Source organism: Bradyrhizobium sp. USDA 326 (genome assembly GCF_049739485.1).
Classification (GTDB): domain Bacteria; phylum Pseudomonadota; class Alphaproteobacteria; order Rhizobiales; family Xanthobacteraceae; genus Bradyrhizobium.
In genome coordinates this window covers 7,836,774-7,859,647 of sequence record NZ_JBMGQA010000001.1, presented here as the reverse complement: position 1 = coordinate 7,859,647, position 22,874 = coordinate 7,836,774, and the positions used below count along the sequence as shown (strand labels likewise).

Annotated in this window: 22 protein-coding genes; 12 read left to right on the top strand and 10 right to left on the bottom strand. The window is 65.6% G+C overall.

What is annotated here, in order from left to right; all coding sequences use genetic code 11:
• The first annotated feature begins 52 nt into the window (after positions 1-52).
• A complete protein-coding gene (locus tag ABIG06_RS37475; protein ID WP_370140986.1) occupies positions 53-3,772 on the top strand; it encodes a tetratricopeptide repeat protein in 3,720 nt (1,239 codons plus the stop codon).
• A 9-nt stretch (positions 3,773-3,781) separates the two neighbouring features.
• On the opposite strand, the gene fliP is transcribed toward ABIG06_RS37475, so the two are convergent.
• Positions 3,782-4,540, bottom strand: a complete 759-nt coding sequence (gene fliP / locus ABIG06_RS37470; protein WP_370140560.1) for a flagellar type III secretion system pore protein FliP — start codon at positions 4,538-4,540, stop codon at positions 3,782-3,784.
• On the bottom strand, positions 4,537-5,502 hold the full coding sequence (locus tag ABIG06_RS37465; protein WP_370140559.1) for a flagellar biosynthetic protein FliO: 966 nt from the start codon (positions 5,500-5,502) through the stop codon (positions 4,537-4,539). The genes fliP and ABIG06_RS37465 overlap by 4 nt, the downstream gene beginning before the upstream one ends.
• A 353-nt stretch (positions 5,503-5,855) precedes the next feature.
• Here ABIG06_RS37465 and flgB point away from each other — a divergent pair, with 353 nt between their 5' ends.
• The 10 genes from flgB to ABIG06_RS37415 all read left to right on the top strand — a co-directional run bounded on the left by flgB (position 5,856) and on the right by ABIG06_RS37415 (position 15,160).
• A complete protein-coding gene (gene flgB / locus ABIG06_RS37460; protein ID WP_124163139.1) occupies positions 5,856-6,260 on the top strand; it encodes a flagellar basal body rod protein FlgB in 405 nt (134 codons plus the stop codon).
• A 36-nt stretch (positions 6,261-6,296) separates the two neighbouring features.
• Positions 6,297-6,722, top strand: a complete 426-nt coding sequence (flgC, locus tag ABIG06_RS37455; protein WP_424578565.1) for a flagellar basal body rod protein FlgC — start codon at positions 6,297-6,299, stop codon at positions 6,720-6,722.
• Positions 6,723-6,738: 16 nt separating this feature from the next.
• A complete protein-coding gene (fliE, locus tag ABIG06_RS37450) occupies positions 6,739-7,047 on the top strand; it encodes a flagellar hook-basal body complex protein FliE (protein WP_124163141.1) in 309 nt (102 codons plus the stop codon).
• Between the two features lie 168 nt (positions 7,048-7,215).
• Positions 7,216-7,479: a flagellar biosynthesis protein FliQ gene (gene fliQ, locus ABIG06_RS37445; protein WP_028180904.1), complete on the top strand. Its 264-nt coding sequence runs from the start codon at positions 7,216-7,218 to the stop codon at positions 7,477-7,479.
• Positions 7,480-7,496: 17 nt separating this feature from the next.
• Positions 7,497-8,270: a flagellar biosynthetic protein FliR gene (gene fliR / locus ABIG06_RS37440; protein ID WP_370140558.1), complete on the top strand. Its 774-nt coding sequence runs from the start codon at positions 7,497-7,499 to the stop codon at positions 8,268-8,270.
• A gap of 10 nt (positions 8,271-8,280) precedes the next feature.
• Positions 8,281-9,360: a flagellar biosynthesis protein FlhB gene (flhB, locus tag ABIG06_RS37435; RefSeq protein ID WP_370140557.1), complete on the top strand. Its 1,080-nt coding sequence runs from the start codon at positions 8,281-8,283 to the stop codon at positions 9,358-9,360.
• Between the two features lie 154 nt (positions 9,361-9,514).
• Positions 9,515-12,091, top strand: coding sequence for a cell cycle histidine kinase CckA (gene cckA / locus ABIG06_RS37430; protein ID WP_124163144.1), 2,577 nt, complete (start codon positions 9,515-9,517; stop codon positions 12,089-12,091).
• A 278-nt stretch (positions 12,092-12,369) separates the two neighbouring features.
• Positions 12,370-13,398 (top strand): Tim44 domain-containing protein, encoded by a 1,029-nt coding sequence (locus ABIG06_RS37425; RefSeq protein ID WP_370140555.1) that lies wholly within the window; start codon positions 12,370-12,372, stop codon positions 13,396-13,398.
• Positions 13,399-13,541: 143 nt separating this feature from the next.
• On the top strand, positions 13,542-14,222 hold the full coding sequence (locus ABIG06_RS37420) for a lectin (protein ID WP_370140554.1): 681 nt from the start codon (positions 13,542-13,544) through the stop codon (positions 14,220-14,222).
• A gap of 230 nt (positions 14,223-14,452) precedes the next feature.
• The gene (locus ABIG06_RS37415; protein WP_370140553.1) at positions 14,453-15,160 is read left to right on the top strand and encodes a glutathione S-transferase; all 708 of its coding nucleotides are present in this window, start codon (positions 14,453-14,455) and stop codon (positions 15,158-15,160) included.
• Positions 15,161-15,188: 28 nt separating this feature from the next.
• Here ABIG06_RS37415 and ABIG06_RS37410 read toward each other — a convergent pair whose 3' ends face one another.
• From ABIG06_RS37410 to ABIG06_RS37400, 3 genes are all read right to left on the bottom strand, one after another.
• Positions 15,189-15,863, bottom strand: a complete 675-nt coding sequence (locus ABIG06_RS37410) for a methyltransferase family protein (protein ID WP_124163148.1) — start codon at positions 15,861-15,863, stop codon at positions 15,189-15,191.
• Positions 15,864-15,977: 114 nt separating this feature from the next.
• Complete coding sequence (locus ABIG06_RS37405) at positions 15,978-16,151, bottom strand: hypothetical protein (RefSeq protein WP_370140552.1); 174 nt, start codon at positions 16,149-16,151, stop codon at positions 15,978-15,980.
• A 338-nt stretch (positions 16,152-16,489) separates the two neighbouring features.
• Positions 16,490-16,963 carry a hypothetical protein gene (locus ABIG06_RS37400; protein WP_370140551.1) on the bottom strand — a complete coding sequence of 158 codons (474 nt, stop codon included), beginning with the start codon at positions 16,961-16,963 and terminating at the stop codon, positions 16,490-16,492.
• Positions 16,964-17,175: 212 nt separating this feature from the next.
• Between ABIG06_RS37400 and ABIG06_RS37395 the strand changes: the two genes are divergently transcribed.
• Positions 17,176-18,831 (top strand): fumarate hydratase, encoded by a 1,656-nt coding sequence (locus ABIG06_RS37395; protein WP_370140550.1) that lies wholly within the window; start codon positions 17,176-17,178, stop codon positions 18,829-18,831.
• 146 nt (positions 18,832-18,977) lie between these two features.
• Here ABIG06_RS37395 and ABIG06_RS37390 read toward each other — a convergent pair whose 3' ends face one another.
• The 5 genes from ABIG06_RS37390 to ABIG06_RS37370 form a co-directional block, all read right to left on the bottom strand.
• A complete protein-coding gene (locus ABIG06_RS37390) occupies positions 18,978-19,898 on the bottom strand; it encodes an SH3 domain-containing protein (protein ID WP_370140549.1) in 921 nt (306 codons plus the stop codon).
• Between the two features lie 15 nt (positions 19,899-19,913).
• Entirely contained in the window at positions 19,914-20,210 is a 297-nt protein-coding gene (locus ABIG06_RS37385) for a hypothetical protein (RefSeq protein ID WP_124163152.1), read from the bottom strand.
• A 99-nt stretch (positions 20,211-20,309) separates the two neighbouring features.
• Positions 20,310-20,864, bottom strand: coding sequence for an inner membrane-spanning protein YciB (locus ABIG06_RS37380; RefSeq protein WP_124163153.1), 555 nt, complete (start codon positions 20,862-20,864; stop codon positions 20,310-20,312).
• Positions 20,865-21,133: 269 nt separating this feature from the next.
• Positions 21,134-21,391 carry a hypothetical protein gene (locus tag ABIG06_RS37375; protein ID WP_370140548.1) on the bottom strand — a complete coding sequence of 86 codons (258 nt, stop codon included), beginning with the start codon at positions 21,389-21,391 and terminating at the stop codon, positions 21,134-21,136.
• An 80-nt stretch (positions 21,392-21,471) separates the two neighbouring features.
• Positions 21,472-22,863: a carotenoid oxygenase family protein gene (locus ABIG06_RS37370; protein ID WP_370140547.1), complete on the bottom strand. Its 1,392-nt coding sequence runs from the start codon at positions 22,861-22,863 to the stop codon at positions 21,472-21,474.
• Positions 22,864-22,874: the final 11 nt, after the last annotated feature.

Sequence of the window (22,874 nt, the reverse complement as noted above, 5' to 3'; positions counted from 1 at the left end):
ATGGGCCGGCCTTGATGCTGGCATGACTGTCGAAATGGAAGAACTGCCGCCAATGGCGCGAGAGGCTGCCGCTGGATTTGTGTCGCGAGCCCGCGCAGCGGCGCGGGGATTGTCGCGTCGTGTCCGAAAAGCGCCCTTGCTGGCGGCCTGTTTCCTGATTGGCCTTGCGGCCCCGGCTCGCGCGGCTGATCCCGTCAGGGGCGAGGCCAGTTTTTCGGCTGGCGGCGGCTTTGCCCGTCTCGTCATCAAGCTCGGCGAGGACGTCCCGTCCGAGGTGACGACCGCAGGCTCCATCCTCGTCATCCGCTTCGACCGGCCCGTCGACGTTCCCGTCGACCGGATTCCGGAAGGAGCGCCCGATTACGTCAACTCCGCCCGCCGCGACCCGGATGGGAGTGCGATCCGCCTGTCGCTGGCGCGGCGCGTCACCGTCAACACCATGAACGCCGGCGAGCGCACCTTCGTCGACCTGCTGCCCGAGGGGTGGAAGGGGCCGCCGCCGAGTCTGCCCATGGACGTGGTCAAGGAGCTCGCCGAGCGCGCACGCGTGGCCGAGCGCGCGCTGCGCGCCCAGCGCGCCGCCGCCGAGGCCAGGAAGCGTCCGCAGATCCGCGTACGTGCCTCGGTGCAGCCGACGTTCGTGCGCTTCGTGTTTGAGATGCCCGACGGCGTCGGCGTTTCCTCCGTGCTCAACGAGCAGAAGCTCACGCTCGTCTTCAATGCCAACCTCAATTTCGACCTCGCGGACGCGGTCGTCGCAGCGCCGCCGAACGTCGCCTCGATCAAGCAGAAGGCCGACATCGACCAGACGAATGTCGAAATCGCGCTGATCGGCGATTCAGACGTGCATTCGTTCCGCGACGAGAAGAACTACGTCGTCGACGTCGCCTTCCAGCCCGAAAAGGGCAAGACGGCCGCGACGCCTGAGGCGGTGATCGCCCAGATGAAGCCCGCCGGTCACGGACCGGAGCCTGCGCCGGAAAAACCGGCGGCCGAGAAGCCGAAGGACTCCCGCAGTGAGATCGCGCCGCCGACCTCCGAGACGATCGCGCGCGAAGCCAAGATCGACATCAGGCCCGAGGTGAAGCCGGAAGCGCCCGTCGCGCCGCCATCCACCGAGGCGCCGAAACCGGCAGCCGCTCCCGCGAGCGAAGCTGCGCCTGCTCCGCAAGTGCCCAGGGAAGCTGCGAAGCCGGCACCGCCCGCTCCCGAAGCTGCGGCGGCGGTCGCCACGCCGGCGCCGGCCGACGCGCCGAAAGAGGCCGCGAAGGAGCCGGTCAAGGAAGCTGTCAAGGCTGCGCTCGCGGCTACGGACACGCCGCAGCCCGCCGTCGCCGGCGTCGATGCGCGCCGCGACAGCGACGGCTTGCGCGTGACGTTCCCGCTTCAGGTCGCAACGCCGGCGGCGGCGTTCCGCCGCGGCGACACGGTATGGCTGGTGTTCGATACGCCGAAGCGGATCGATGTCGAGGCGATCCGCACCAGGGGCGGCGCGATGATCGGCGAGGTCGGCCGCATCCCGCTCGACAAGGGGCAGGCGGTGCGCATCCGTCTCACCCGTCCGCTGGTCTACTCGCTGACGAGCGAGGAGGTCGGCAAGGAGACCAACTGGCTGTTGACGCTCGCCGACAAGATCCAGGCGACGCCGCTGCCGCTGATGATGTCGCGCAACATCACCGATCCGGCGCTCGCCAACATCGCGATTCCCTTCGCCAATCCGGGCCTCCTGCACAAGCTCACCGACCCCGATGCCGGCGATACCCTCTATGTCGTCACCGCGCAGCGGCCGGTGCGCGGCTTCATCAAGCGGCAGGACCTCGTCGATCTTTCGCTCCTGGAATCCGCGCACGGCATCGCGATCCGGCCCAACTCCGACGAGGTCGGCATCGAGGTCGGCTCCGACAAGGTGATTGTCGGCAAGAAGGGAGGATTGACGCTCTCGCCGGTCGACATCTCGGCCGAGCGGGCGCCGACCGCGGTGCGCCCGATCTTCAGCCCGGAAGGCTGGCGCAAGGGCCAGTCGGAAAACTTCATGGCGCGCCAGAGCGAACTGATGATGGCGATCTCGGCGGTCGAACCGGCGTTGCGTTCGCTGCCGCGGCTCGACCTCGCGCAGTTCTACATGTCGCGCGCCATGTATCACGAGGCCAAGGCCGTGACAGACGTGATGCTGACAGATCCCCTCAACAAGGAGGAGAGTGGTGCGCTGATCATGCATGCGATCGCAAGCATCCTGATCGGCCGGCCGGCGCAGGGCCTGAAGGACCTCGCCAATCCCGTGATCGGCAACAGCCACGATTCCCAGCTCTGGAAGGCGCTCGCCTATGCGCGCCAGGGCAAATGGGCGGACGCGCGCGAGAAGTTCAAGAACGTCGAATTCGCCATCGCCTCTCTGCCGCTCGACATCCAGCGCATCGTGACGATAGACGCGATGCGCGCCTCGCTCGAGGTGAAGGACTATGCCGGCGCCTCCAAGCGCCGCAGCGAGCTCGAGGTGGTCGGTGTCCCGCCTGAGGCTGCGCCCGGATTCGCCGTGCTGCGCGGCCGGCTTGCCGAGGCGCTCGGCCACGACAAGGATGCGCTGGACGACTACAAGTTCGCGGTCGCCTCGAGCGACCGGCAGGCTGCGGCCGAGGCCAAGCAGCTCGACGTCGCACTGCGTCAGAAGCGTGACGAGATCAGCAAGGAAGAGGCGCTGCGCGAACTCGAGACGTTGTCGATGACCTGGCGCGGCGACACGATCGAGGTCAAGACGCTCCAGATGCTGTCGCAGCTGTATGCCGAGAACGGGCGTTACCGGGATGCGCTCACCGCCGCGCGCACCGCGACGAGGCTTCAGCCGAACGCCGAAGCCTCGCGTCAGGCTCAGGATCTCGCCTCCGAGCTGTTCACGCAGCTCTTCCTCGGGCCGAAGGGCGACGAACTGCCGCCGGTCGAGGCGCTCGGGATGTTCTACGAGTTCCGCGAGCTGACGCCGATCGGCCGCCGCGGCGACGAGCTGATCCGCCGGCTCGCCGACCGCCTCGCCTCGATCGACCTGCTCGACCAGGCCGCCGAGCTCCTGCAATACCAGGTCGATCATCGCCTTGAAGGCGCGGCACGCGCCCAGGTCGCCGCGCGCCTTTCCATGATCTATCTCGCCAACCGCAAGCCCGACATGGCGATCACGGCGCTGCGCGCGAGCCGCATCAGCGATCTCTCCGGCGAGCTCCGGCAGCAGCGCCTGCTCCTGGAAGCGCGTGCACAGAGCGACGTCGGCCGTCACGATCTCGCGCTCGACATCGTCTCCAACGTCTCCGGGCGCGAAGTGCTCCGCCTTCGCTCCGACATCTTCTGGGCGGCGCGGCGCTGGCGCGAGTCCGCCGAGCAGATCGAACTCTATTACGGCGACCGTTTCCGCGACTTCAAGCCGCTCAATGCGGTCGAGAAGAGCGACATCATCCGCGCCGCTGTCGGCTACGCGCTCGCCGACGACTCGATCGGCCTGTCGCGCTTCCGCGAGAAATACGCGCCGCTGATGAGCGAGAGCGCCGACCGTCTCGCCTTCGACGTCGCCAGCAAGCCGGCCGCAGCCTCGAGCGCCGAATTCGCAGAGATCGCCAAGCTGGCCGCCAGCGTCGATACGCTCGACGGCTTCCTGCGCGAGATGAAGCAGCGCTTCCCCGACGCCACGGCGCGCGCGCCGGGCTCGCCGCAGGCCAAGGACGAGTCCGACCACACCGGCTCGCTGCCCACGATCCCGGTCGTGCGGCAGATCAAGATGACCCGGTAGAGGCCTCTCTTACCCCCCGTAGCTCTGCACCAGGCTGCCGGCGACCAGCGACCAGCCATCGACCAGCACGAAGAAGATCAGCTTGAACGGCAGCGAGATCGTCGCCGGTGGCAGCATCATCATGCCCATCGACATCAGCACCGAGGCGACGACGAGGTCGATGATCAGGAAGGGGAGGAACAACAGGAAGCCGATCTCGAAGGCACGCTTCAGCTCGGAGATCATGAAGGCGGGAACGAGAATGCGTAAAGCGAGTTCGTCGGGGGTGGCCGGCGGCGGCTCGCCCGACAGATCCAGGAACAGCTTGAGGTCTTTCTCGCGCACGTTCTTCTGCATGAAGCCGCGCAAGGGGACGGAGGCGCGCTGGAGCGCATCCTCGACGCCGATCTGGTTGGCGACAAGCGGGCGGATGCCGTCGTCGTAGGATTTCTGCAAGACCGGGCCCATCACGAAGAAGGTGAGAAACATCGCGAGCGCAATGATCACCGAGTTGGGCGGGGCGGTCGCGGTGCCCAACGCGGTGCGCAGCAGCGAGAGCACCACCACGATGCGCGTGAACGACGTCATCATGATCAGGATCGACGGTGCGATCGACAGCACCGTGAGCAGCGCGATCAACTGGATCGCGCGCTCGGTGACGCCGCCGCCGCCAGCGCCGCCGCCGAGATTGATGCTGATGTCCTGGGCATGCGCCGGCATCGCGAGCGATGCCGCGCCGATCAGGACAGAAAGGAAAAGAACTCTACGCGGGAGGGCCGGCAACCTCACGAAGACGGCTTCGGACGGCCGAGCAGGGAGGCCATCTCGTCTTCGAGATTTTCAAAGCTGGTCTTTTCCGCGGCCGGCTTCGCTGCCGGGGTGGGGGGCGCCGGCGGCTCGCTGCGGGCCGCACGCGGCGGCACGGCCGGCGGCTCCGGTGCGACTGGGGGCGCGGTCGTTTCGCCCGCCGGGCGGCGCAGGGCCGCCTCCAGCCGCTGCGCCATTTCGGCGAGATTCTGCTCGGCGCTCGAGGGGACAGGGGCCGGTGCCGGAACGGGCGGCGCCTGCGGCACGGGCGGAGGCGGCGTTGGTGCAGCGGCGCGCTCGGGGCGCACTGGCGGCATCTTCATCGGCTCACTCTGGCGCGGTGGACGCGGCATCGGCGGTTCGCCGCGAGCGATGCGTGGCGGCAGGGACTCGGGCCGCGGTTCGCGTTCGGGACGTGGTGCGATCGGCTCCGGTGTAAAGCCTCCCAGGGTCGGTTCGCCACGACGTTCGGCCGGCGCAGGAGCAGGCCGGCGCACCTCGTCGGCGAAGGATGGGCGGGCGGGCCGCGGCGGCGGCTCGGGCATCTGCGGCTCGGGATGATCGAGCAGTTCCGGTCGCGGCGCCTCGTCGGCCCAACCAGCGAGGTCGGGCATGGGGGCGAGGCGCGGCGGCTCGGCGACGTTGGGACGCTGCGGAAGCTGGTCGCGGCTGGGCGCGGCGCGAACGATATTGGGCTCGACGACGATGTCGGTGGGGCCGCCGATCATCAGGAGATGCTCGACATTGTCGCGCCGGACCAGCACCAGACGGCGCCGGCCGTCGACCGCGGCGGCGTCGATCACGGCGAGCCTCGGCATCCTGCCGCGCTGGGTGTTGGCGCCCAGCCGGCTGCTGCCGAATCGGCGAACCAGCCATGCAGCGACGCCGATCAACGCCAGAACGGCGATGAACGCGACGATGAAGGTGATAGGGCTGCCTTGCATACTTGTCCCCGACAAATGGCGCTTTTCTCGTGCCCATGGTCAGATGCGCCAACCACCGGCGTACGATGCCCCAAGCTGCGATTTCTTAACGTTCCACGGCAAGTTTTGCCGTCCCCAACTCTTAATAACCCATGAATCGCCCGATCCAAAACGACTTCTTGCCCTGTGCACCCACCGCCAAACGGTTGGGTTAATGCCACTTTTCGAGGCGTAGAATCACGGGCGTGCAGAAATGGTGTATCGCTCGGGGACATATATCGAGATTGTCCTTAACCAGCTGTTAACCATACAGGCGGCAAATTCTGCCTAGCTTCGGACCTCAAGGTCCGCAAGGGGCGGAAGGAGCCGCGACGATGTCCATCAACGACCTCCCGGTGCTGTCGGCGCTTCGCACCAAGATGCAGTGGCACCAGGAGCGCCAGCGCGTCCTGTCCGAGAACGTCTCCAATTCCGACACTCCCAGGTTCCGGCCGCGCGATCTGGTCGAGCCGAAGCTCGACAGGACCGGCGCGGTCACGGGGGGCATGGGGCCGCTGGCCCTGACCCGTACCAGCGCCTCGCACTTGACCTCATCAGGCGCCGCTTCCGCTTTCGACCAGGACAAGAACACGGGCTTTGAGACCCGCCCTGCGGGCAATGCCGTCAATCTCGAGGAGGAGATGATGAAGGCCGCCAGCAACCAGATGGACTATGCGGCGGCGACCTCGCTCTATTCGAAGAGCCTGCGCCTGCTCAAAACCGCGATCGGGAAGGCCTAGGCGTGATTCCGGAACCAGGGGAGCTAGAGGCGCATCATGGCGAATGACAGCAGCGACTTTGCCCGCTCGATGGCGATCGCCACCTCCGGCCTGCGGGCGCAGGCCGGGCGCATGCGGGTGATCTCGGAAAACATCGCGAATGCCGACTCGACGGCGCAGACCGCCGGCGGGGATCCCTATCGGCGCAAGGTTCCGACCTTCTCCTCCGCGCTCGATCGCACGCTCGACGCCCAGGTCGTCACTCTCGGCAGGATCAAGCCCGACCAGTCCAACTTCCGCGTCAAATACGAGCCGAACAATCCGGCTGCGGATCCGAGCGGCAACGTCAAATATCCCAACGTGAACTCGGTGGTCGAGATGACCGACATGCGCGATGCGCAGCGGTCCTACGAGGCCAACCTCAACATCATCAGTGCGACGCGCCGGATGATCCAGCGCACGCTCGACATCCTCAAGAGCTGAACAGGACATCTGAGCCATGGCATCACCGACAATCGCCGCGAACGCCTACGCCAACCTTGCCCGCGTGCTGGAGAACACCGGCGCCGGCAAGGGCAGCGAGCCGACCGGGCAATCCTTTGCTTCGCTGCTGAAGGACGCCGTCGGCAGCGTCATGGAGTCCGGGCGCAAATCCGACGCGCAGACGGTGGCGATGGCCGCCGGCAAGGCCAACGTGATGGATGTGGTGACGGCGGTCGCAGACACCGACGTGGCGGTGTCCACGCTGGTCTCGGTCCGCGACCGCGTGATCGCGGCGTATGAAGACATCCTGAAGATGCCGATCTGACGCGCGCTGACGCCCGCCCCATTCGTCATTGCGAGCGCAGCGAAGCAATCCAGAGTTTTTCCTCAGCCGGCAGTCTGGATTGCTTCGCTACGCTCGCAATGACGGGGGAGAGGGCGTTCGTTCCTCGCCATGGCGGCGGGGATGAAGGTTGAACAAGGAATCCTGCACATGACCGGACCTGAGACCCTCGACGTCGCGCGCGATGCGATCTGGACGATCGTGATCGTGTCCTCGCCGCTGATGGTGGTCGGCCTCGTGGTCGGCGTCATCGTGTCGCTGTTCCAGGCGCTGACGCAGATCCAGGAGCAGACGCTGATCTACGTGCCGAAGATACTCGCCATCTTCGCCACGATGCTATTGGCGCTGCCGTTCATGGCCGACTCGCTCCACGCCCACATGATGCGTATATCGTCGCGAATCATCGGCGGCTGAGGCAAGATGCGTAAATCATGCGCATCGACGTCTCGCTGCTGCCGGCGCTCGCCGCTTCCTTCATGCTCGCCTTCGCCCGGGTCGGCGCGATGGTGATGCTGCTGCCAGGCCTGGGCGAGACAAACATCCCGACACGGATAAAGCTGTCGATCGCGCTGCTGCTCACGCTGATCATCCTGCCGCTGCATCGAAATGCCTACCAGGTCGACATGGGCTCGCTCGCGCCGCTGCTGGTCCTGATGCTGCATGAGATCGCGATCGGTATCGTGCTCGGCGCGACCGCGCGCGTGACGCTGTCGGCGCTTCAGGTCGCCGGGGCCGTGATCGCACAGCAGATGGGACTCGGTTTCGTCACGTCGGTCGATCCGACGCAGGGACAGCAGGGCGTGCTGGTCGGCAACTTCCTGACCATGCTCGGGGTGACGCTGCTGTTTGCCACCGACAGTCATCATCTGGTGATCGCGGCGCTGAACGACAGCTATACGATCTTCTCGCCGGGCGAGACCGTATCGAGCGGCGATATCGCCTCGCTGGCGACGCGCGCCTTCGCCGCCGCGTTCCGCCTCGGCTTGCAGCTCTCGGGACCGTTCCTGGTGTTCGGCCTCGTCTTCAACATCGGGCTCGGCGTGCTGGCGCGGTTGATGCCGCAGATGCAGGTCTATTTCGTCGGCGTGCCGCTGTCGATCTTCGCAGGCTTCCTGGTGCTCGCCGTGGTGCTGACCGCGATGATGGGCACGTTTCTCGATTATTTCATCGGCGTCATGCACCAGATGATGCAGCTCAAGCAATAGGGATCGACCGATGGCGGAAGACAACGATCCCGAGAGTCAAACAGAAGACCCGACGCAAAAGCGCCTTGACGATGCGCTCGAACGCGGCGACGTGGCCAAGAGCCAGGAGATCAACACCTGGTTCATGATGGCGGGCGGCACCCTCGTGGTCTCGACCTTTTCGGGCTCGGTCGGCAGCGGGCTGCTCACGCCGATGCGCAACCTGCTCGCCAATTCCTGGATGATCAAGACCGACGGCAAGGCTCTGCTCGCGCTGATGCAGCAGATCGAATTCGTCGTGCTCGCGGCCGTCGGCGTGCCCCTCTTGATGCTGATGCTGGCGGCGATCGCCGGCAACATGCTCCAGCACCGCCTGGTGTGGTCGGCCGAATCCCTGAAACCCAAATTCAACAAGATTTCGCCCGGCGCCGGCTTCAAGCGCATCTTCGGCAAGCAGGCGGCCGCCAACTTTCTCAAAGGCATCGGCAAGCTGGTCCTGCTCGGCGTGATCATGACCATGGTCCTGTGGCCGGAGCGGCACCGCATGGAGGCGATGGTCCGGCTCGATCCGGCCGCCATGCTCGGCGCGACCACCAGCATGACCATTCATCTGCTCGGCGCGGTGGTCGCGGCGCTCGCGATCGTCGCCATCGCCGATTATTTCTTCCAGTACCGAAGCTGGTTCCAGCGGCAGAAGATGTCGCTTCAGGAGATCAAGGAAGAATTCAAGCAGTCCGAAGGTGACCCGCACATCAAGGGCAAGATCAGGCAGTTGCGGCAGCAGCGTGCCAAGAAGCGCATGATGGCGGCGGTTCCCAAGGCCTCGGTGATCATCACCAACCCGACCCACTATTCGGTGGCGCTGTCCTACGAGCGCGGCATGTCGGCCCCGATCTGCGTCGCCAAGGGCGTCGACAACCTCGCCTTCAAGATCCGTGAGATCGCGCGCGAGCACGACATCCCGATCGTGGAGAACGTTCCGCTCGCCCGGGCACTCTACGCCACGGTCGATATCGACCAGGAAATCCCGACCGAGCACTATCACGCGGTCGCCGAAGTCATCGGCTACGTCATGCGGCTGAAGCGCGGATTCAGCGCCGGGCGGGGATAAAACACCCGGAAAGCACCGGAAATGGCCCTAATCTGGGAATCAGCGTACCTTTCGCCCCTGCTGCCCTTGCACCCCTGGGTCCGATTCAGGCAGGGAGGACCCCACGCGCCCCGTAATGCGTTGATTCTCTGCCGACAGGCTGCGCCAGCTCGAGATGACTGCTGAGACCGACCACGACCTCACACGCGAGCCCGTTGCGGCGCACGAGCCGTCGCCGCGCTCGGGCAGTATTGCACTGGTGCTGCTGGTGGCCGCCGGCCTCGTCGCGGTCGCCGTCGGGCTGATGACGCTCGGGCGCGCGCAGGCGCAGCCCTATATCCTCGGCATCCTCGCCGTGCTGGCGATGGTCGGCCTGTTCAACCTGTTCGCCTTCGCCGCCGGCATCATCCGCTTCGCGGACCGCAATCTCGACGATCCCATCATTGGCCGCATCTCCGATCACGCGTTCGACGGACTCGCAGTCACTGATGCGCGCGGTCACGTGGTCTATTCCAATGCCGCCTATCTGACGCTGACCGGCGCCAGCGGCCCCCAGGACGTGCGTCCCGTCGAGCGCGTCTTCATCGGCAACCCTGATGTCTCCGAAGCGGTGTTCCGGTTGCTCAAGGCCGCCCGCGAAGGCAAGCGGCAGCAGGAAGAGGTGCGCCTCTCCGGCCATGACGGCAGCCAGGGCCGCTGGTTGCGAATGCGGGTGCGCCCGCTCGGCACCGGAAAGCGCGAGGCGAAGTATGCGGTGTGGTCGATCGCCGACATCACCCGCGACCGCGAACGCCAGGAGGACGTGTTCCAGGAGCTCCAGCACGCGATCGAATATCTCGATCACGCGCCATGCGGCTTCTTCTCTGTCAATCCGGCCGGAGAGCTCGCCTATGTCAATGCGACGCTGGCGAACTGGCTCGACTACGATCTCGCCGAGATCGGCTCGGGCGGCCTCAAGCTCACCGACATCGTCTCCGGCGACGGCGCCTCGCTGCTGACCTCGATCGTGGCGGTGCCGGGCGAGGTGAAGACCGAGGTCTTCGACATCGACCTGCGTATGCGCACCGGCAAGACCATGCCGGTTCGGCTCTATCACAAGCTCGCCTTCGGCGCCGACGGCGCGCCGGGGCCGTCGCGCACGCTCGTGATCAGCCGCGCCCGCGACGAGCGCAGCGATCCCGACCGCGCCGCCGAAGTGCGCTTCATGCGCTTCTTCGACCACACGCCGATGGCGATCGCGACCGTCGATCGCGCCGGCAATGTCGTGCGCGCCAATGCGCGCTATGCCAAGCTCGGGCAGGCGCTCGGGCTCGACAGCGCCAGCAAGTCGATCTTCCGCGCGGTCAGTTCGCGCGACCGGCACCTCTTGATCTCGGCCATCAACCAGGCCGCCGAGGGCAAGGCCGACATCGCGCCGGTCGAGGTGGCGCTGGAAGGGGCCAAGGAGCGCTGGGGCCAGTTCTTCGTCACGCCGGTCGATACGGCCGAAAACGAGGCGGAAGCCGCCATCGTGCACATGCTCGAGACGACCGAGCGGCGCGCGCTGGAGAACCAGATCAACCAGTCCCAGAAGATGGAGACGGTCGGCCAGCTCGCCGGCGGCATCGCCCACGACTTCAACAACGTGCTGTCCGCCATCATGATGGCGAACGACTTCCTGCTGAACGCGCACAAGCCGACCGATCCGTCGTTCCAGGACATCATGCAGATCAAGCAGAACGCCACGCGCGCTGCGACTCTGGTGCGGCAGTTGCTGGCGTTCTCGCGGCGTCAGACGCTGCGGCCGCAGGTGCTCGATCTCGGCGACGCGCTGTCCGATCTCACCATGCTGCTGCGCCGGCTGATCGGCGAGAAGGTCAAGCTCGACCTCGTCCACGGCCGCGATCTCTGGCCGGTGAAGGTCGACGTCTCCCAGTTCGAGCAGGTGATCGTCAACCTCGCGGTGAATGCGCGCGACGCCATGCCTGACGGCGGCAAGCTGATCATCCGCACCGCCAACATCGCCACCGAGGACGCAGGCAAGCTCGCCTACAAGGGCATGCCGGCTGCGGATTATGTCCGGATCGAGGTCGCCGACACCGGCACCGGCATTCCCGCCGACATCCGCGACAAGATCTTCGAGCCGTTCTTCTCGACCAAGGAAGTGGGCAAGGGCACGGGTCTCGGGCTCTCCACGGTCTATGGCATCGTCAAGCAGACCGGCGGCTTCATTTATGTCGATTCCGAGCCGGGGCAGGGCACCTCGTTCCATATCTTCCTGCCGCGCCATCACGCCGAGCAGGACGTGCCGGCCGAGCAGCCCGCAGCCGCGATCAGCGCGACCGGCGGCACCGCGAAGGAAGCCGCGCCGGCCGAGGCCAAGCCGCGCACCGACCTCACCGGGCAGGGCACCATCCTGCTGGTCGAAGACGAAGAGGGCCTGCGCGCGCTCAACGCGCGTGGCTTGCGCTCGCGCGGCTACACCGTGGTCGAGGCCGAGAACGGCGTCGAGGCCATGGAGGTGCTGGAGGAGCAGAGCGGTGCGATCGATCTCGTCGTTTCCGATGTGGTGATGCCTGAGATGGACGGCCCGACCCTTTTGAAGGCGATGCGGGAGAAGAATCCCGAGATCAAGTTCATCTTCGTCTCCGGTTACGCCGAGGACGCCTTTGAGAAGAGCCTGCCCGAAGGCCAGCAGTTCGACTTCCTGCCGAAGCCCTTCACGCTCAGCCAGCTCGTCGCGGCGGTGAAGGAGACGATGACGAAGGGGTGAGGAGCCTCAACGCCGTCATCGTGAGCCATGCGACGAAGTTATCCGGGCTGCTCCCTCGGACGGATTCTGGATTACGTCCGCTATGCTCCGACGAGGAAGAAGCGGAATATTCGTCGCAAAAGCGCCGGTAGCCGGCGACCTCGGTTCCGCGACGCGCCCGGCCAAGTCGCGGCCAAATATGGGGTTTTGCCACATCCCCGCGACTGAGGGCCGCAGCCGCTCGCTCCGAAACCGGCTTCACTTTTCGGGAAGTCTGCCCATGTTAAGCGCACGTCCCCATGCCGGGGATTTGGGAAACGAACATGACTTTCTCGCAACGCTCCCGCAGTCTCTTCAAGACGCTCGCCGTCGTGCTGGCGCTTGCGCTGCCGACCGCGCTGACGATCTCGTCCGCCGACGCCCGCGCCGGCGGCGGCTTCTCGTCGGGTTCGCGCGGCTCGCGCACCTATACGGCGCCGCCGTCGACAACGACCGCGCCGGGCTCGACCTCGCAGTTCAACCGCACCTATACCCAGCCGGGCACAGGCATGAATTCGGCTGCTTCCGCGCCTGCGCGCGGCGGCCTGTTCGGCCGCGGCGGCGGTTTCCTGGGCGGCCTTGCGGCCGGCTTCCTCGGCGCCGGCCTGCTCGGCATGTTGTTCGGCGGCGGCCTGTTCGGCGGCCTCGGCGGCCTGTCCTCGATTCTCGGCCTGATCATCCAGATCGCGCTCGTGGTGCTGGTGGTTCGCCTGGCTATGTCCTGGTGGCAGCGCCGTCACGCCCCGCGGACGGCCTATGCCAATGCTGAAGCAGGTGCCGGTCCGGGACCGCAGCCGAACCAGCGCAGCGCTCTTGGCGGGCTCGGCGGTGGTCTTGGCAGTGGTCTTGGCGGCTTCGGCTTCGGCGGCAATGCCAACAACGCGCCGCTCGAGATCAAGCCGGACGACTATGAGGCGTTCGAGCGCCTGCTCGGCGATGTCCAGACCGCCTGGTCGAACGAGGACGTGGCCAAGTTGCACACGGTCGCGACGCCGGAGATGGTCTCGTATTTCGAGCAGGATCTCGCCCAGAACCGCGCCCGCAACGTCGTCAACAAGGTGACCGACGTCAAGCTGCTGCAGGGCGACCTCGCGGAAGCCTGGCGCGAAGGCGAGACCGACTATGCCACGGTGGCGCTGCGCTTCGCGCTCATCGACAAGACGGTCGACCGCAACACCGGCGCAGTCGTTGCCGGCAGCGAGCAGCCGGGCGAGGCCACCGAAGTTTGGACCTTCGCCCGACGGCCGGGCACCGGTTGGGAATTGTCGGCGATTCAGCAGACTAACTGATCGCGGACGAGATGAGGAACCAGGGCGTCGTGCTCAGGCACGGCGCCCTTTTCTTTTTGGCCTCTCGCAGCACGCATCGGAATAAGCGGGGGCGCCTCGGGTTGAAGTCAGGCGGCGAACAAAAACAACGTTGGGAGGACAGGATGATCCGTATCGAGAGATCCATGACGATTTCCGGTGTTGCGCTGGCCATGGTCTTGCTTGCTGCCCCATCGGCGCTGGCGCAGTCGGCCGACATGACCTTCTTCGTGACCTCGAACGGGCCCGGCAAGGGCGCCGATCTCGGCGGTCTCGAAGGAGCCGATGCGCAATGCAAGAAGCTTGCACAAGCCGCCGGCGCGGGCACAAAGACTTGGCGCGCTTATCTGTCGACGCAGGCCGCCGACGGCAAGCCGGCCATCAACGCTAAGGATCGCATCGGCAAGGGGCCGTGGCAGAACGCCAAGGGCACGGTGATCGCCAAGGACGTCGCCGAGCTGCACGGCGCGACGAACAATCTCACCAAGCAGACCGCGCTCAGCGAAAAGGGTGAGGTCATCAATGGTGCCGGCGACCAGCCGAACCGGCACGACATCCTCACGGGATCGCAACCGGACGGCACCGCGTTCGCCGGGCCGGACGATCGCACCTGCAAGAACTGGACGTCGAGCACGCAAGGCGCCGCGATGGTCGGCCATTTCGATCGCCGGGGTCTGCGCGACGATGAGCCCTCGAAATCCTGGAACAGCTCTCACCCCTCGCGAGGTCCCGACGGCGGCTGCTCGCAGGCCGATTTGAAGACCACCGGCGGTGACGGTCTGCTGTACTGCTTCGCGGCGAATTGAGGCGCTGAGTTCTCTCCACCGCCATTGCGAGGAGCTCTTGCGACGAAGCAATCCAGACCGCCTCCGCGGAAATATCTGGATTGCTTCCGCCTTCGCCAAGGCTTCGGCGGACAAGTCGCTTACGCTCGCAATGACGGCGTATGTTGCGCGGCCGTTCCGTATCATCCTCACGGAACCTTCAGCCACGTGCTACATTGGTCCGATCGTCCCCAAGCTCACGGACTTCTCCCATGAAATACGAGCTCTACTATTGGCCCGAGATCCAGGGCCGCGGCGAATATGTGCGGCTGGCGCTGGAGGAGGCGGGGGCCGCTTACGTCGACGTCGCGCGCGGTCCGCGCGGATCGGCTGCGATGATGAAGATGATGGACGCGCACAAGGGCACGCCGCCCTTTGCGCCGCCGTTCCTGAAAGCAGGCAAGCTCGTCATCGGCCAGACCGCCAACATCCTTCTCTATCTCGGCGGCCGCCATGGGCTTGCGCCGAAAACCGAAGCCGGCAGGCTCTGGGTGCACCAGCTTCAGCTCACGATCACGGACTTCGTCGTCGAGATCCACGACACGCATCATCCGCTCGGACCCTCGCTCTATTATGAGGACCAGAAGGCCCAGGCGAAGAAGCGCACGGCCGAGTTCTGGGACGAGCGCGTGCCGAAATATCTCGGCTATTTCGAGCGGCTTCTCGACGGGAGCGGCGGCACCTATGTCGCCGGTCGCCGCCTGACTTACGTCGACCTCTCGCTATTCCAGATCGTCGACGGCCTGCGTTACGCCTTCCCCAGGCACATGAGGGCGTTCGAGGCGGATGTCCCGGGCCTTGTCGGCCTGCACGACCGCATCGCCGCACGGCCGAACATCAAGGCCTATCTCGAGAGCGAGCGCCGTATTCCATTCAACGAGCAGGGCATCTTCCGCCGCTATCGCGAGCTCGACGGTTAGCCGGCCCGGACGGGACAATGATCCGCCCTCACCAGACGCCGGGTACAAGGCGATAGCGCACCCGCGCGGCATAATCGGTATAGCCCGGCAGGCCCTCGCGCAGCGTGCGCTCCTCGATGGGGATGCGGACCGCGAGCAAGGCGATGAAGAGCGGCATCATCGCAAGTCCCCACCACGACCCCAGCAGCATCGGCACGCCGGCGAAGAACAGCACCAGGCCGCTGTACATGGGATGACGGACATGGGCGTAGGGACCGGTCGAGATCACGTGCTGAGCGCGCTCGGTTTGCAGCTTCACCACGGGCGCGGCGAACGAGTTCTCGCGGAAGACCCACATGGTGAACAGTGTCGAGGCCAGGAACAGCGCAAGGCCGAGCGCCTGCAACGCAATCGGCATGTCGGCGGATTGAAAGCGCCGGTCAAGCCCCATCACGACCAGCCAGGCCAGCATCGCGACGACGAAGACGGCCATGAACGTCTTGTCGGCGGCGGGCTGATCCTTTTGCAGGACCGGCCGCAGACGTTCGGCGAGCAGCGCCGGATCGATCCGGTAGAGCCACCACCCGCAGAGCGGGCCGAGCAGCGCAGAGGTGACGAGGAACGTCCAGGCCGACGGCCAATGCAGTGTTCCGGCGCACGCAAACAGCAGCGCGCCCATTGCGACGACGAAGATCGTGTTCTGCAACAGCAGGCGTGCGATCATGCGCGGGTCCCGGATGAACGGCGCATGATTGCCGCAGCTATCCGGCAAAGATGCGGCCGGACGCGCGAAAAGTCCGATCGACCGGATCGGGCGCTCCAGCCTCGGCAAGCCTGATCAGGCGAGCTGATCGATCCGCGTGCCCTGACCCGGCGGCAGCGGCGCGGGCGGTTGCGGCTTGAAGGTCGGATCCTCGTCCTTGGCCTTGATCGGCTCGTCCTGCTGCTTGGTCGTGTCGTAGTTAGGGACCACGATCGCGATCGGCGGCGGCGCTACGGTGGAAACCTTCATCCGCAAATCCTCACATATGGAAACAATTCAGCCTGCGCTGCGAGGAGCGAAATTTCCTTCAAGGCAATCGCTAAAATGCGAGGGAATTGGTGCGATGAATGCCGTGTATGCGTCTCATCGCGCGGTGCAAACAGGAGACGACGAGGCCTCTCCCCGTCATTGCGAGGAGCCCTTGTGAGGAAGCAATCCAGACTGCCTCCGCGGACAGATTTCTGGTTTGCTTCCGCCTTCGCCAAGGCTTCGGCGGACAAGTCGCTGCGCTCGCAATGACGGAGTACGTGCTAGACGGCGTCCCGGTGCATGCGCGGCCAGCGTCCGGAAAGCAGTGAGCGCCCCGCCTATTCGTCCTTGCCGCGGGTGATGGCGATGGAAGCCTCCGTCTTGGTGCGGGTGCATTCCATGTTGAGGCGCCGATAGCGCATGCTGATCTTGTCGCCGCGGAGCAGACCCATCCGTTTCAGGCAGCGTGTCGCGCCCGTCGTCGTGTCGTCCTTCGTCACTGTGAAGACGATCGCGGCCATCGATCCGACCAGCGCGTAGAACTCGGGCTTGGACTTGCGATCACCCTTGGCATAGAGCTCGATGGAATATTTGTCGCCGCGGCAACCCACGGACAGCTCCTTGGCCGCCGGGTGCGAGAGGTAGACGACGTTGCCGGCGCGGAAATTCACCTTGAGGCGATCGACCTGGTTCGCCAGCTCCTTGGCGCTGTCGTCACAGCGGTCGGCGCGCGCGGGTGAGGCGAGGGCCACAAGGCCGGCGATGGCGGCGGCGACCGTGATCGCGCCGCGGACGTTCAGTTTGAAAGTCATGATGAAAAGCCCTTTAGGGCGCGCATTCAACCGTCCTCGCGGGCGAAGCGCAAGGGTGGGCAGGGGCATTTCCACGAGCTGTGCCAATGCCTTCCCAACCCTAGCCTGCCGCTCCCATGCGTACCGCTCCCTTTCTTTTCTGGCCGAAATGCGCTTAGAACGCTTCTATGCTGAGAGGCCCGCCAAGGCCCCAAAACCCCGAGATTTGCCCCATGAACGCTCCCACCGCCTTCCCCGACCAGTCCAAGCCCGTTCCGCCCTACAAGCACACCCCGCTGTTCCCGCTGGGCAAGGACGAGACACCCTACAAGAAGATTTCGTCCGAGGGCGTCAGGGTCGAGAAGGTGCTCGGCAAGGACATGCTCGTGGTGTCGCGCGAGGCGCTGCGGGCGCTGTCGGAGGCGGCCTTTGGCGACATCAACCATTACCTGCGGCCCGGTCACCTGAAGCAGCTCCGCGCGATCCTGGAGGACGGCGAGGCGAGCCCGAACGACAAGTTCGTTGCGCTCGACTTCCTGAAGAACGCCAACATCGCCGCCGGCGGCGTGCTGCCGATGTGCCAGGACACCGGCACCGCGATCATCATGGGCAAGAAGGGCTGCAACGTCATCACCGACGGTGACGATGAGGCCGCGCTGTCGGAAGGCGCGCGCGATGCCTACCTGCGCCGCAATCTGCGCTATTCGCAGGTCGCGCCGCTCTCGATGTACGAGGAGAAGAACACCGCCAACAACATGCCGGCGCAGTGCGAGATCTACGCCGAGGGCGACGACGCCTACAAGTTCATGTTCATGGCGAAGGGCGGCGGCAGTGCGAACAAGAGCTTTCTGTTCCAGGCCACGCCCTCGGTGCTGACCAAGGACCGGCTGCTCGCTTTCCTCAAGGAGAAGATCCTCACGCTCGGCACCGCGGCGTGCCCGCCCTATCACCTCGCCATCGTGATCGGCGGCACCTCGGCCGAGCTGTGCATGAAGACGGTGAAGCTCGCCTCCGCCCGCTATCTCGACGCGCTGCCGACCCACGGCTCGCCCGACGGCAACGCCTTCCGCGACGTCGAGATGGAGAAGGAAATCCACAAGATGACGCAGTCGCTCGGCGTCGGCGCGCAGTTCGGCGGAAAGTATTTCTGCCACGACGTGCGCGTGATCCGCATGCCGCGCCATGGCGCTTCGCTGCCGATCGGGCTTGGCGTGTCCTGCTCGGCCGACCGCCAGGTGCTCGGCAAGATCACCAAGGACGGCGTCTATCTCGAGGAGCTCGAGCATAATCCGGCGCAGTATCTGCCGCAGGTCGAGCAGTCGCTCGGCGGCGAGGTCGTCAAGATCGATCTCAATCAGCCGATGAAGGACATTCTGGCGACGTTCTCGAAATATCCGATCAAGACCCGCGTCTCGATGACCGGCACCATGATCGTCGCGCGCGATAGCGCGCATGCCAAGCTGCGCGAGCGGCTGGAGAAGGGCGAGCCGCTGCCGGACTACTTCAAGAACCACCCGGTCTACTATGCCGGCCCCGCCAAGACGCCCGAAGGCTACGCCTCCGGCGCGTTCGGCCCGACCACTGCGGGCCGCATGGATTCCTTCGTCGACCAGTTCCAGGCCGCCGGCGGCTCGATGGTAATGGTGGCGAAGGGAAACAGGGCGCCGGCCGTGCGCGAGGCTTGCAAGAAGTACGGAGGCTTCTACCTCGGCTCGATCGGCGGCGCCGCCGCGAACCTTGCCGAGCACTGCATCAAGAAGGTCGAGGTGCTCGAATATCCCGAGCTCGGCATGGAAGCCATCTGGCGCATCGAAGTCGTCGACTTCCCGGCGTTCATCATCATCGACGACAAGGGCAACGACTTCTTCAAGGAGCTGAATTTGGGCTGAGGCGGAGTTCCGGATGCTACGCAGCATGAAATGCTGCGCTGCTGATCCGGGGTCCATCGTGGAGCTTGGGTCCCGGCTCTGCGTCGCATCACTTCGTGCTGCGACGCGTCCGGGACACGAGCGTTGCGCTTGCTCGCTTTATCTCGCTAGCTACAATTCGTGACCTGGTTGGAGCACAGCGCGCGCCACCAGCCGCGGACGCCGTCGTGGCTCTCGACGAGGCCCCAGAAGCCACTGCAGGCCAATAGCCGCTTCGGTCCGCCGTCGCCGTCGATCGGGCCGCCGAGCTCGCGCTGGGCCGGCATCCATTTGGCGTCGACGAAGGGCGCCTGAAAAAGCCCGCCCATGCGCGTGGCGCCATTGGCATAGGATGCGCCGACCTTGTTTGACGCGACCCAGCCACGCCCGGCATAGGGCTTTGGCGCGCTGCGCGGATATCGCTTTTCGTCCTCGTAATCCTTGCCCGGCGGCCTCGCGCCTTCGATCAGGAACCATCCGTCCCTGAAGCCGATGATGCGGAATTCAGTGAGCCAGCCGCCCTCCGGTGTGTTCTCAGCGCCGCCTAACTTCAACCGGTAGAGCGGCGGCAGCGTGCCGAGCACGCGCGCCTTCACTGAGGGTTCGGCGCGCACGTTGAGACCGTTCGGGTCCTTGTCGATGGACCATGCGCCAAGATCGCAGGGCTCAGTGCCTTCGGGTAGGCTTGCGCGTTTCGCGGCGAGATCGGCGTGCAGCTTTGCGAAATCGGTGTCGTCGTTACCAGCATCCAGCGCGACGCGCGGCTTCAACTCGGCCGAGATCGCGCGCGTCGCATCAGCCGTCAGCGTGACGACGAGAGCCTGGCGTGCGGTGAACACGCTTGCCGGTGCCTTCGGATCGTTGGACGTCGCCGGATAGACGGCGAGATAGCCGGTCGCACCTTCGGTGCGATAGGCGGTGCCGGCAACATAGCCCGCCGGCACCATGGCGAGCGCGCTCGCGCGCCACGCCGGTTCGGTGTCATCCGCGCGCGCCGCTTGTGTCGCGACACACAGGATTGTCGCCGCGACGAGACGAAGCGCACGCATCGGAGCAGCGCGCGCTTACGCCCGTACGCCCGTAAACGGAAAGCTGCCCATCGGGCCGATGCCCATCTCGCCGCTCATGCTGTCGCCGGAGACCTTTCCGATGAACTCGAGCGTCAACGGCATCGGGTTGGTGATGGACACCTTCCAGTTGACGGCGTCGCCAGAGACGGTGCCGTCGAAGATCTCGGCGGTATTACCTTCCGCACCTTGCGTGCCCGTGAGCGTCCCGCCCGCGGCTTTCAGGCTCAGCGTGGCCTGGCGCTCGCCCATTGGCGTCGTCATGGTCAGATTCCAGTTGCCGTCTACGGCCATTCCCGTCTCCCGAACAAATCACCGGCGGACCGCGACGATCCGCGGCCAGTCCCGTGGCGAGCCTATAACCCAACTCGACGCGCCTCCCTAACCCCGCATTCAGGCGCGGGCCGCCGCACGCCGGCGACTGCTGACGATGAGGCGCAGAACGAGATATTGCACGGCAAAGGCCAGGATCTTGCCGCCGCCTGCGACCACCGTGAGATAGAACGCCCACAGCTTCAGATCGCCCGTGGAAGCAACCACGATCATGCCGGCGCCGATCACGAACATCAGCGCGGCCCAGGCATAGCCCGCGGCCGTCACATATTCCGGAACGGTCTCGACGACGACCGGCGGCATGTAGCGCAGCATCCAGCCGCGCTTGAGCATGATGAGGCCGACCGCGAAATGCGCGATCGCGGGCTTTGCCAGCATGAAGCGGGCATCGTTGGTCAGCAGTGTGATCGCGCCCAATCCGACGACGAGCGCGAGGCTCGCATAGGTCATGTAGTTGAGCTGCTGCCCCTTGACGCGGGCATAGATCACTTGCGCGACTGCGCCGGCAATCGCCACAGACGTCGCCACGATGACATTGTCGGTGATGAGGTAGACGGCCAGGAAGAGGATGGCGGAGAAAAGATCGGAACCGAGACGGGCAAATACATCCTTCATCGTGATCCTGTTCAGCGTGCGTTGCGCAATGCGCGGCTGGACGTACCATACTTGGTCTGGCGATACTCGGGATACCACTTTGTGAAATGAATCGCGGTGCCGCGGGGACCAAACGGTAAGATTGACGAGAACGCGGCCGCCATCAAGCGCGTGGCCGCAGCCCAGGCGCCGGTAATGATGTTGGAATAGAGAAATCAGGCTCGCCGGGGTCCCGCCGGAACCGCTTCAATAAGATCGATGGTTGCGAGCGGAGTTGGGTCGTTGAAACGTCACAGCGTCCAAACCGTATAGGCGACCTCAAAAAAGTGAAGCAGCGCAAGGACCTGATCTAGCGAGGCATCGACCCATTCCGCCCAAGGCAAGTGAGAGAGGATCGGCAGCCCCGAGACGATCAGAAGGCAGACCGCGAGCAGGATACCGCCGTTGAGGAACGTGAAGCTCCTTTGCCGCAACCGGATTGTCAGCAATGCGAGTGCGGCGGAGGCCAAGGCCAGGACAGCGAGGAGGTCCGCGGTGATCGAGGGCATGGGCATGGGACTACTTTCGTAACACTACATCCGTCGTGCTGCCGGGCATGCGACGTCGTCGCGCCCGGAAATCACAAGCGCTACGCCGCGCCCACCCAATTGCCGTGAAAGCCATCGGGCACGCGGTGGCCGAGCTGCACGAGCGCGACCGGGCCGGCCTCGACATCGGTGGCGTTGAACACGGCGAGATCGCTGCGGTTCTCCCGCGCGCGCCAGACCACCGCCAGCAGCCAGCCGTCGCCCTCAGGCGCGTCCTTCGACCGCTCGACGAAAACGGGCTCGGAGATGGTGTCGCCGGCCGGCAGCAGGTATTGGCCGAGCCGCCTGCCGTTGCCGTCGACATGGACGACGCCCGAGAGCGCGCCGAACATCGGCAATTTCGGATTGGCGCAGGCGTACCAGCCGTGACGGCTCTTCAGCCCGGCGCGGCGGTCGTCGATGCGCGGGAATTCGCCGGTGAGATCGTCGAGGTAAGTCTGCTGGAAGCGATCGGTATTGCCCGAGAGATCGAAGGTCCAGCGGCAGTGACGGGCGCGCGACTTCTCCGGATCGGTCGGCCGTCCGTCGGGATGCGGAAACAGCGGAGCTTCCTCGAATTGCATGACGTCGGCCACGATGCGATCGCCGTCCTCCCACGCATTCATGACGTGGAAGACGTAGCAGGCCTCGGCCCGGAACCAGACGATGTCCTTGGCGGTGCCGCTGCGCTTCATCACGCCGACATAGGCGCCCTTGTCCGGCTCCCAGGCATAGGGCGGCCGACCGCTCATCGCGCGCTCCATGCTGCCCGTGATCGGGAGGATCGGAAACAGCACATGGTTTTCGGTGACGATGAAGTCGTGCACCATGCTGGCATAGGGCGCCTCGAAGCGCTCGAAGCGCGTCGCCTTGCCTGTTACGTCGATCGATCCGTAGGAGAGGGCAGGCGTCAACGGGCCCGCGGCGTTGTAGCCGAAGAACACCAGTTCGCCGGTGACGGGATCGACCTTCGGATGCGCGGTGAAGCTGCCGGCGACGCGGCCCTGATAGCTGTGATAGCCGCGCGTCGCCAGCGTGCCCGGCTCGATCTCCGTCGGCAGGTGCGCTTCTTCCAGCGCGAGCAGTTTGCCGGCATGGAAGATGATGTTGGTGTTGGCGACGCCGCCGTCGGTGAGGTTGGCCGGTGCATCCGGCAGCTTGCGGCCGAAGCCGCCAAACAGGGCCCGGCCGGCATCGTGCTCGGCGAGCCATTTCGGCGTGCGGACCCAACGGTTGCGATATCCGGCACGTCCGTTTTCGAGATGGAAGGCATGCAACATGCCGTCGCCCACGAACCAGTGTGCGCCGGGCGATTCGAACTGCGGATTAGGGCCGTTGCGGTAGAGCGTGCCGTTCAGCTCGCGCGGCAATTCGCCGATGACCTTCAGGAAAGGCGCGTCGGCCTCGAACGGGATCGGTGCGATGTTGTCGTAGCGCCCGGTGACCTGCTGCACGGCGTGCCCTC

Bases quoted from the DNA above. Each gene is read 5' to 3' on its own strand.
- fliR (WP_370140558.1), top strand. From the start codon at position 7,497: ATGCGCATCGACGTCTCGCTGCTGCCGGCGCTCGCCGCTTCCTTCATG.
- ABIG06_RS37405 (WP_370140552.1), bottom strand. From the start codon at position 16,151: ATGAAGGTTTCCACCGTAGCGCCGCCGCCGATCGCGATCGTGGTCCCT.
- ABIG06_RS37465 (WP_370140559.1), bottom strand. From the start codon at position 5,502: ATGCAAGGCAGCCCTATCACCTTCATCGTCGCGTTCATCGCCGTTCTG.
- ABIG06_RS37395 (WP_370140550.1), top strand. From the start codon at position 17,176: ATGAACGCTCCCACCGCCTTCCCCGACCAGTCCAAGCCCGTTCCGCCC.
- ABIG06_RS37380 (WP_124163153.1), bottom strand. From the start codon at position 20,864: ATGAAGGATGTATTTGCCCGTCTCGGTTCCGATCTTTTCTCCGCCATC.
- ABIG06_RS37375 (WP_370140548.1), bottom strand. From the start codon at position 21,391: ATGCCCTCGATCACCGCGGACCTCCTCGCTGTCCTGGCCTTGGCCTCC.
- fliE (WP_124163141.1), top strand. From the start codon at position 6,739: ATGGCATCACCGACAATCGCCGCGAACGCCTACGCCAACCTTGCCCGC.
- flhB (WP_370140557.1), top strand. From the start codon at position 8,281: ATGGCGGAAGACAACGATCCCGAGAGTCAAACAGAAGACCCGACGCAA.
- ABIG06_RS37390 (WP_370140549.1), bottom strand. From the start codon at position 19,898: ATGCGTGCGCTTCGTCTCGTCGCGGCGACAATCCTGTGTGTCGCGACA.
- ABIG06_RS37420 (WP_370140554.1), top strand. From the start codon at position 13,542: ATGATCCGTATCGAGAGATCCATGACGATTTCCGGTGTTGCGCTGGCC.
- ABIG06_RS37425 (WP_370140555.1), top strand. From the start codon at position 12,370: ATGCCGGGGATTTGGGAAACGAACATGACTTTCTCGCAACGCTCCCGC.
- ABIG06_RS37410 (WP_124163148.1), bottom strand. From the start codon at position 15,863: ATGATCGCACGCCTGCTGTTGCAGAACACGATCTTCGTCGTCGCAATG.
- ABIG06_RS37415 (WP_370140553.1), top strand. From the start codon at position 14,453: ATGAAATACGAGCTCTACTATTGGCCCGAGATCCAGGGCCGCGGCGAA.
- flgB (WP_124163139.1), top strand. From the start codon at position 5,856: ATGTCCATCAACGACCTCCCGGTGCTGTCGGCGCTTCGCACCAAGATG.
- ABIG06_RS37400 (WP_370140551.1), bottom strand. From the start codon at position 16,963: ATGACTTTCAAACTGAACGTCCGCGGCGCGATCACGGTCGCCGCCGCC.
- cckA (WP_124163144.1), top strand. From the start codon at position 9,515: ATGACTGCTGAGACCGACCACGACCTCACACGCGAGCCCGTTGCGGCG.
- fliQ (WP_028180904.1), top strand. From the start codon at position 7,216: ATGACCGGACCTGAGACCCTCGACGTCGCGCGCGATGCGATCTGGACG.
- flgC (WP_424578565.1), top strand. From the start codon at position 6,297: ATGGCGAATGACAGCAGCGACTTTGCCCGCTCGATGGCGATCGCCACC.
- ABIG06_RS37475 (WP_370140986.1), top strand. From the start codon at position 53: ATGGCGCGAGAGGCTGCCGCTGGATTTGTGTCGCGAGCCCGCGCAGCG.
- ABIG06_RS37385 (WP_124163152.1), bottom strand. From the start codon at position 20,210: ATGGCCGTAGACGGCAACTGGAATCTGACCATGACGACGCCAATGGGC.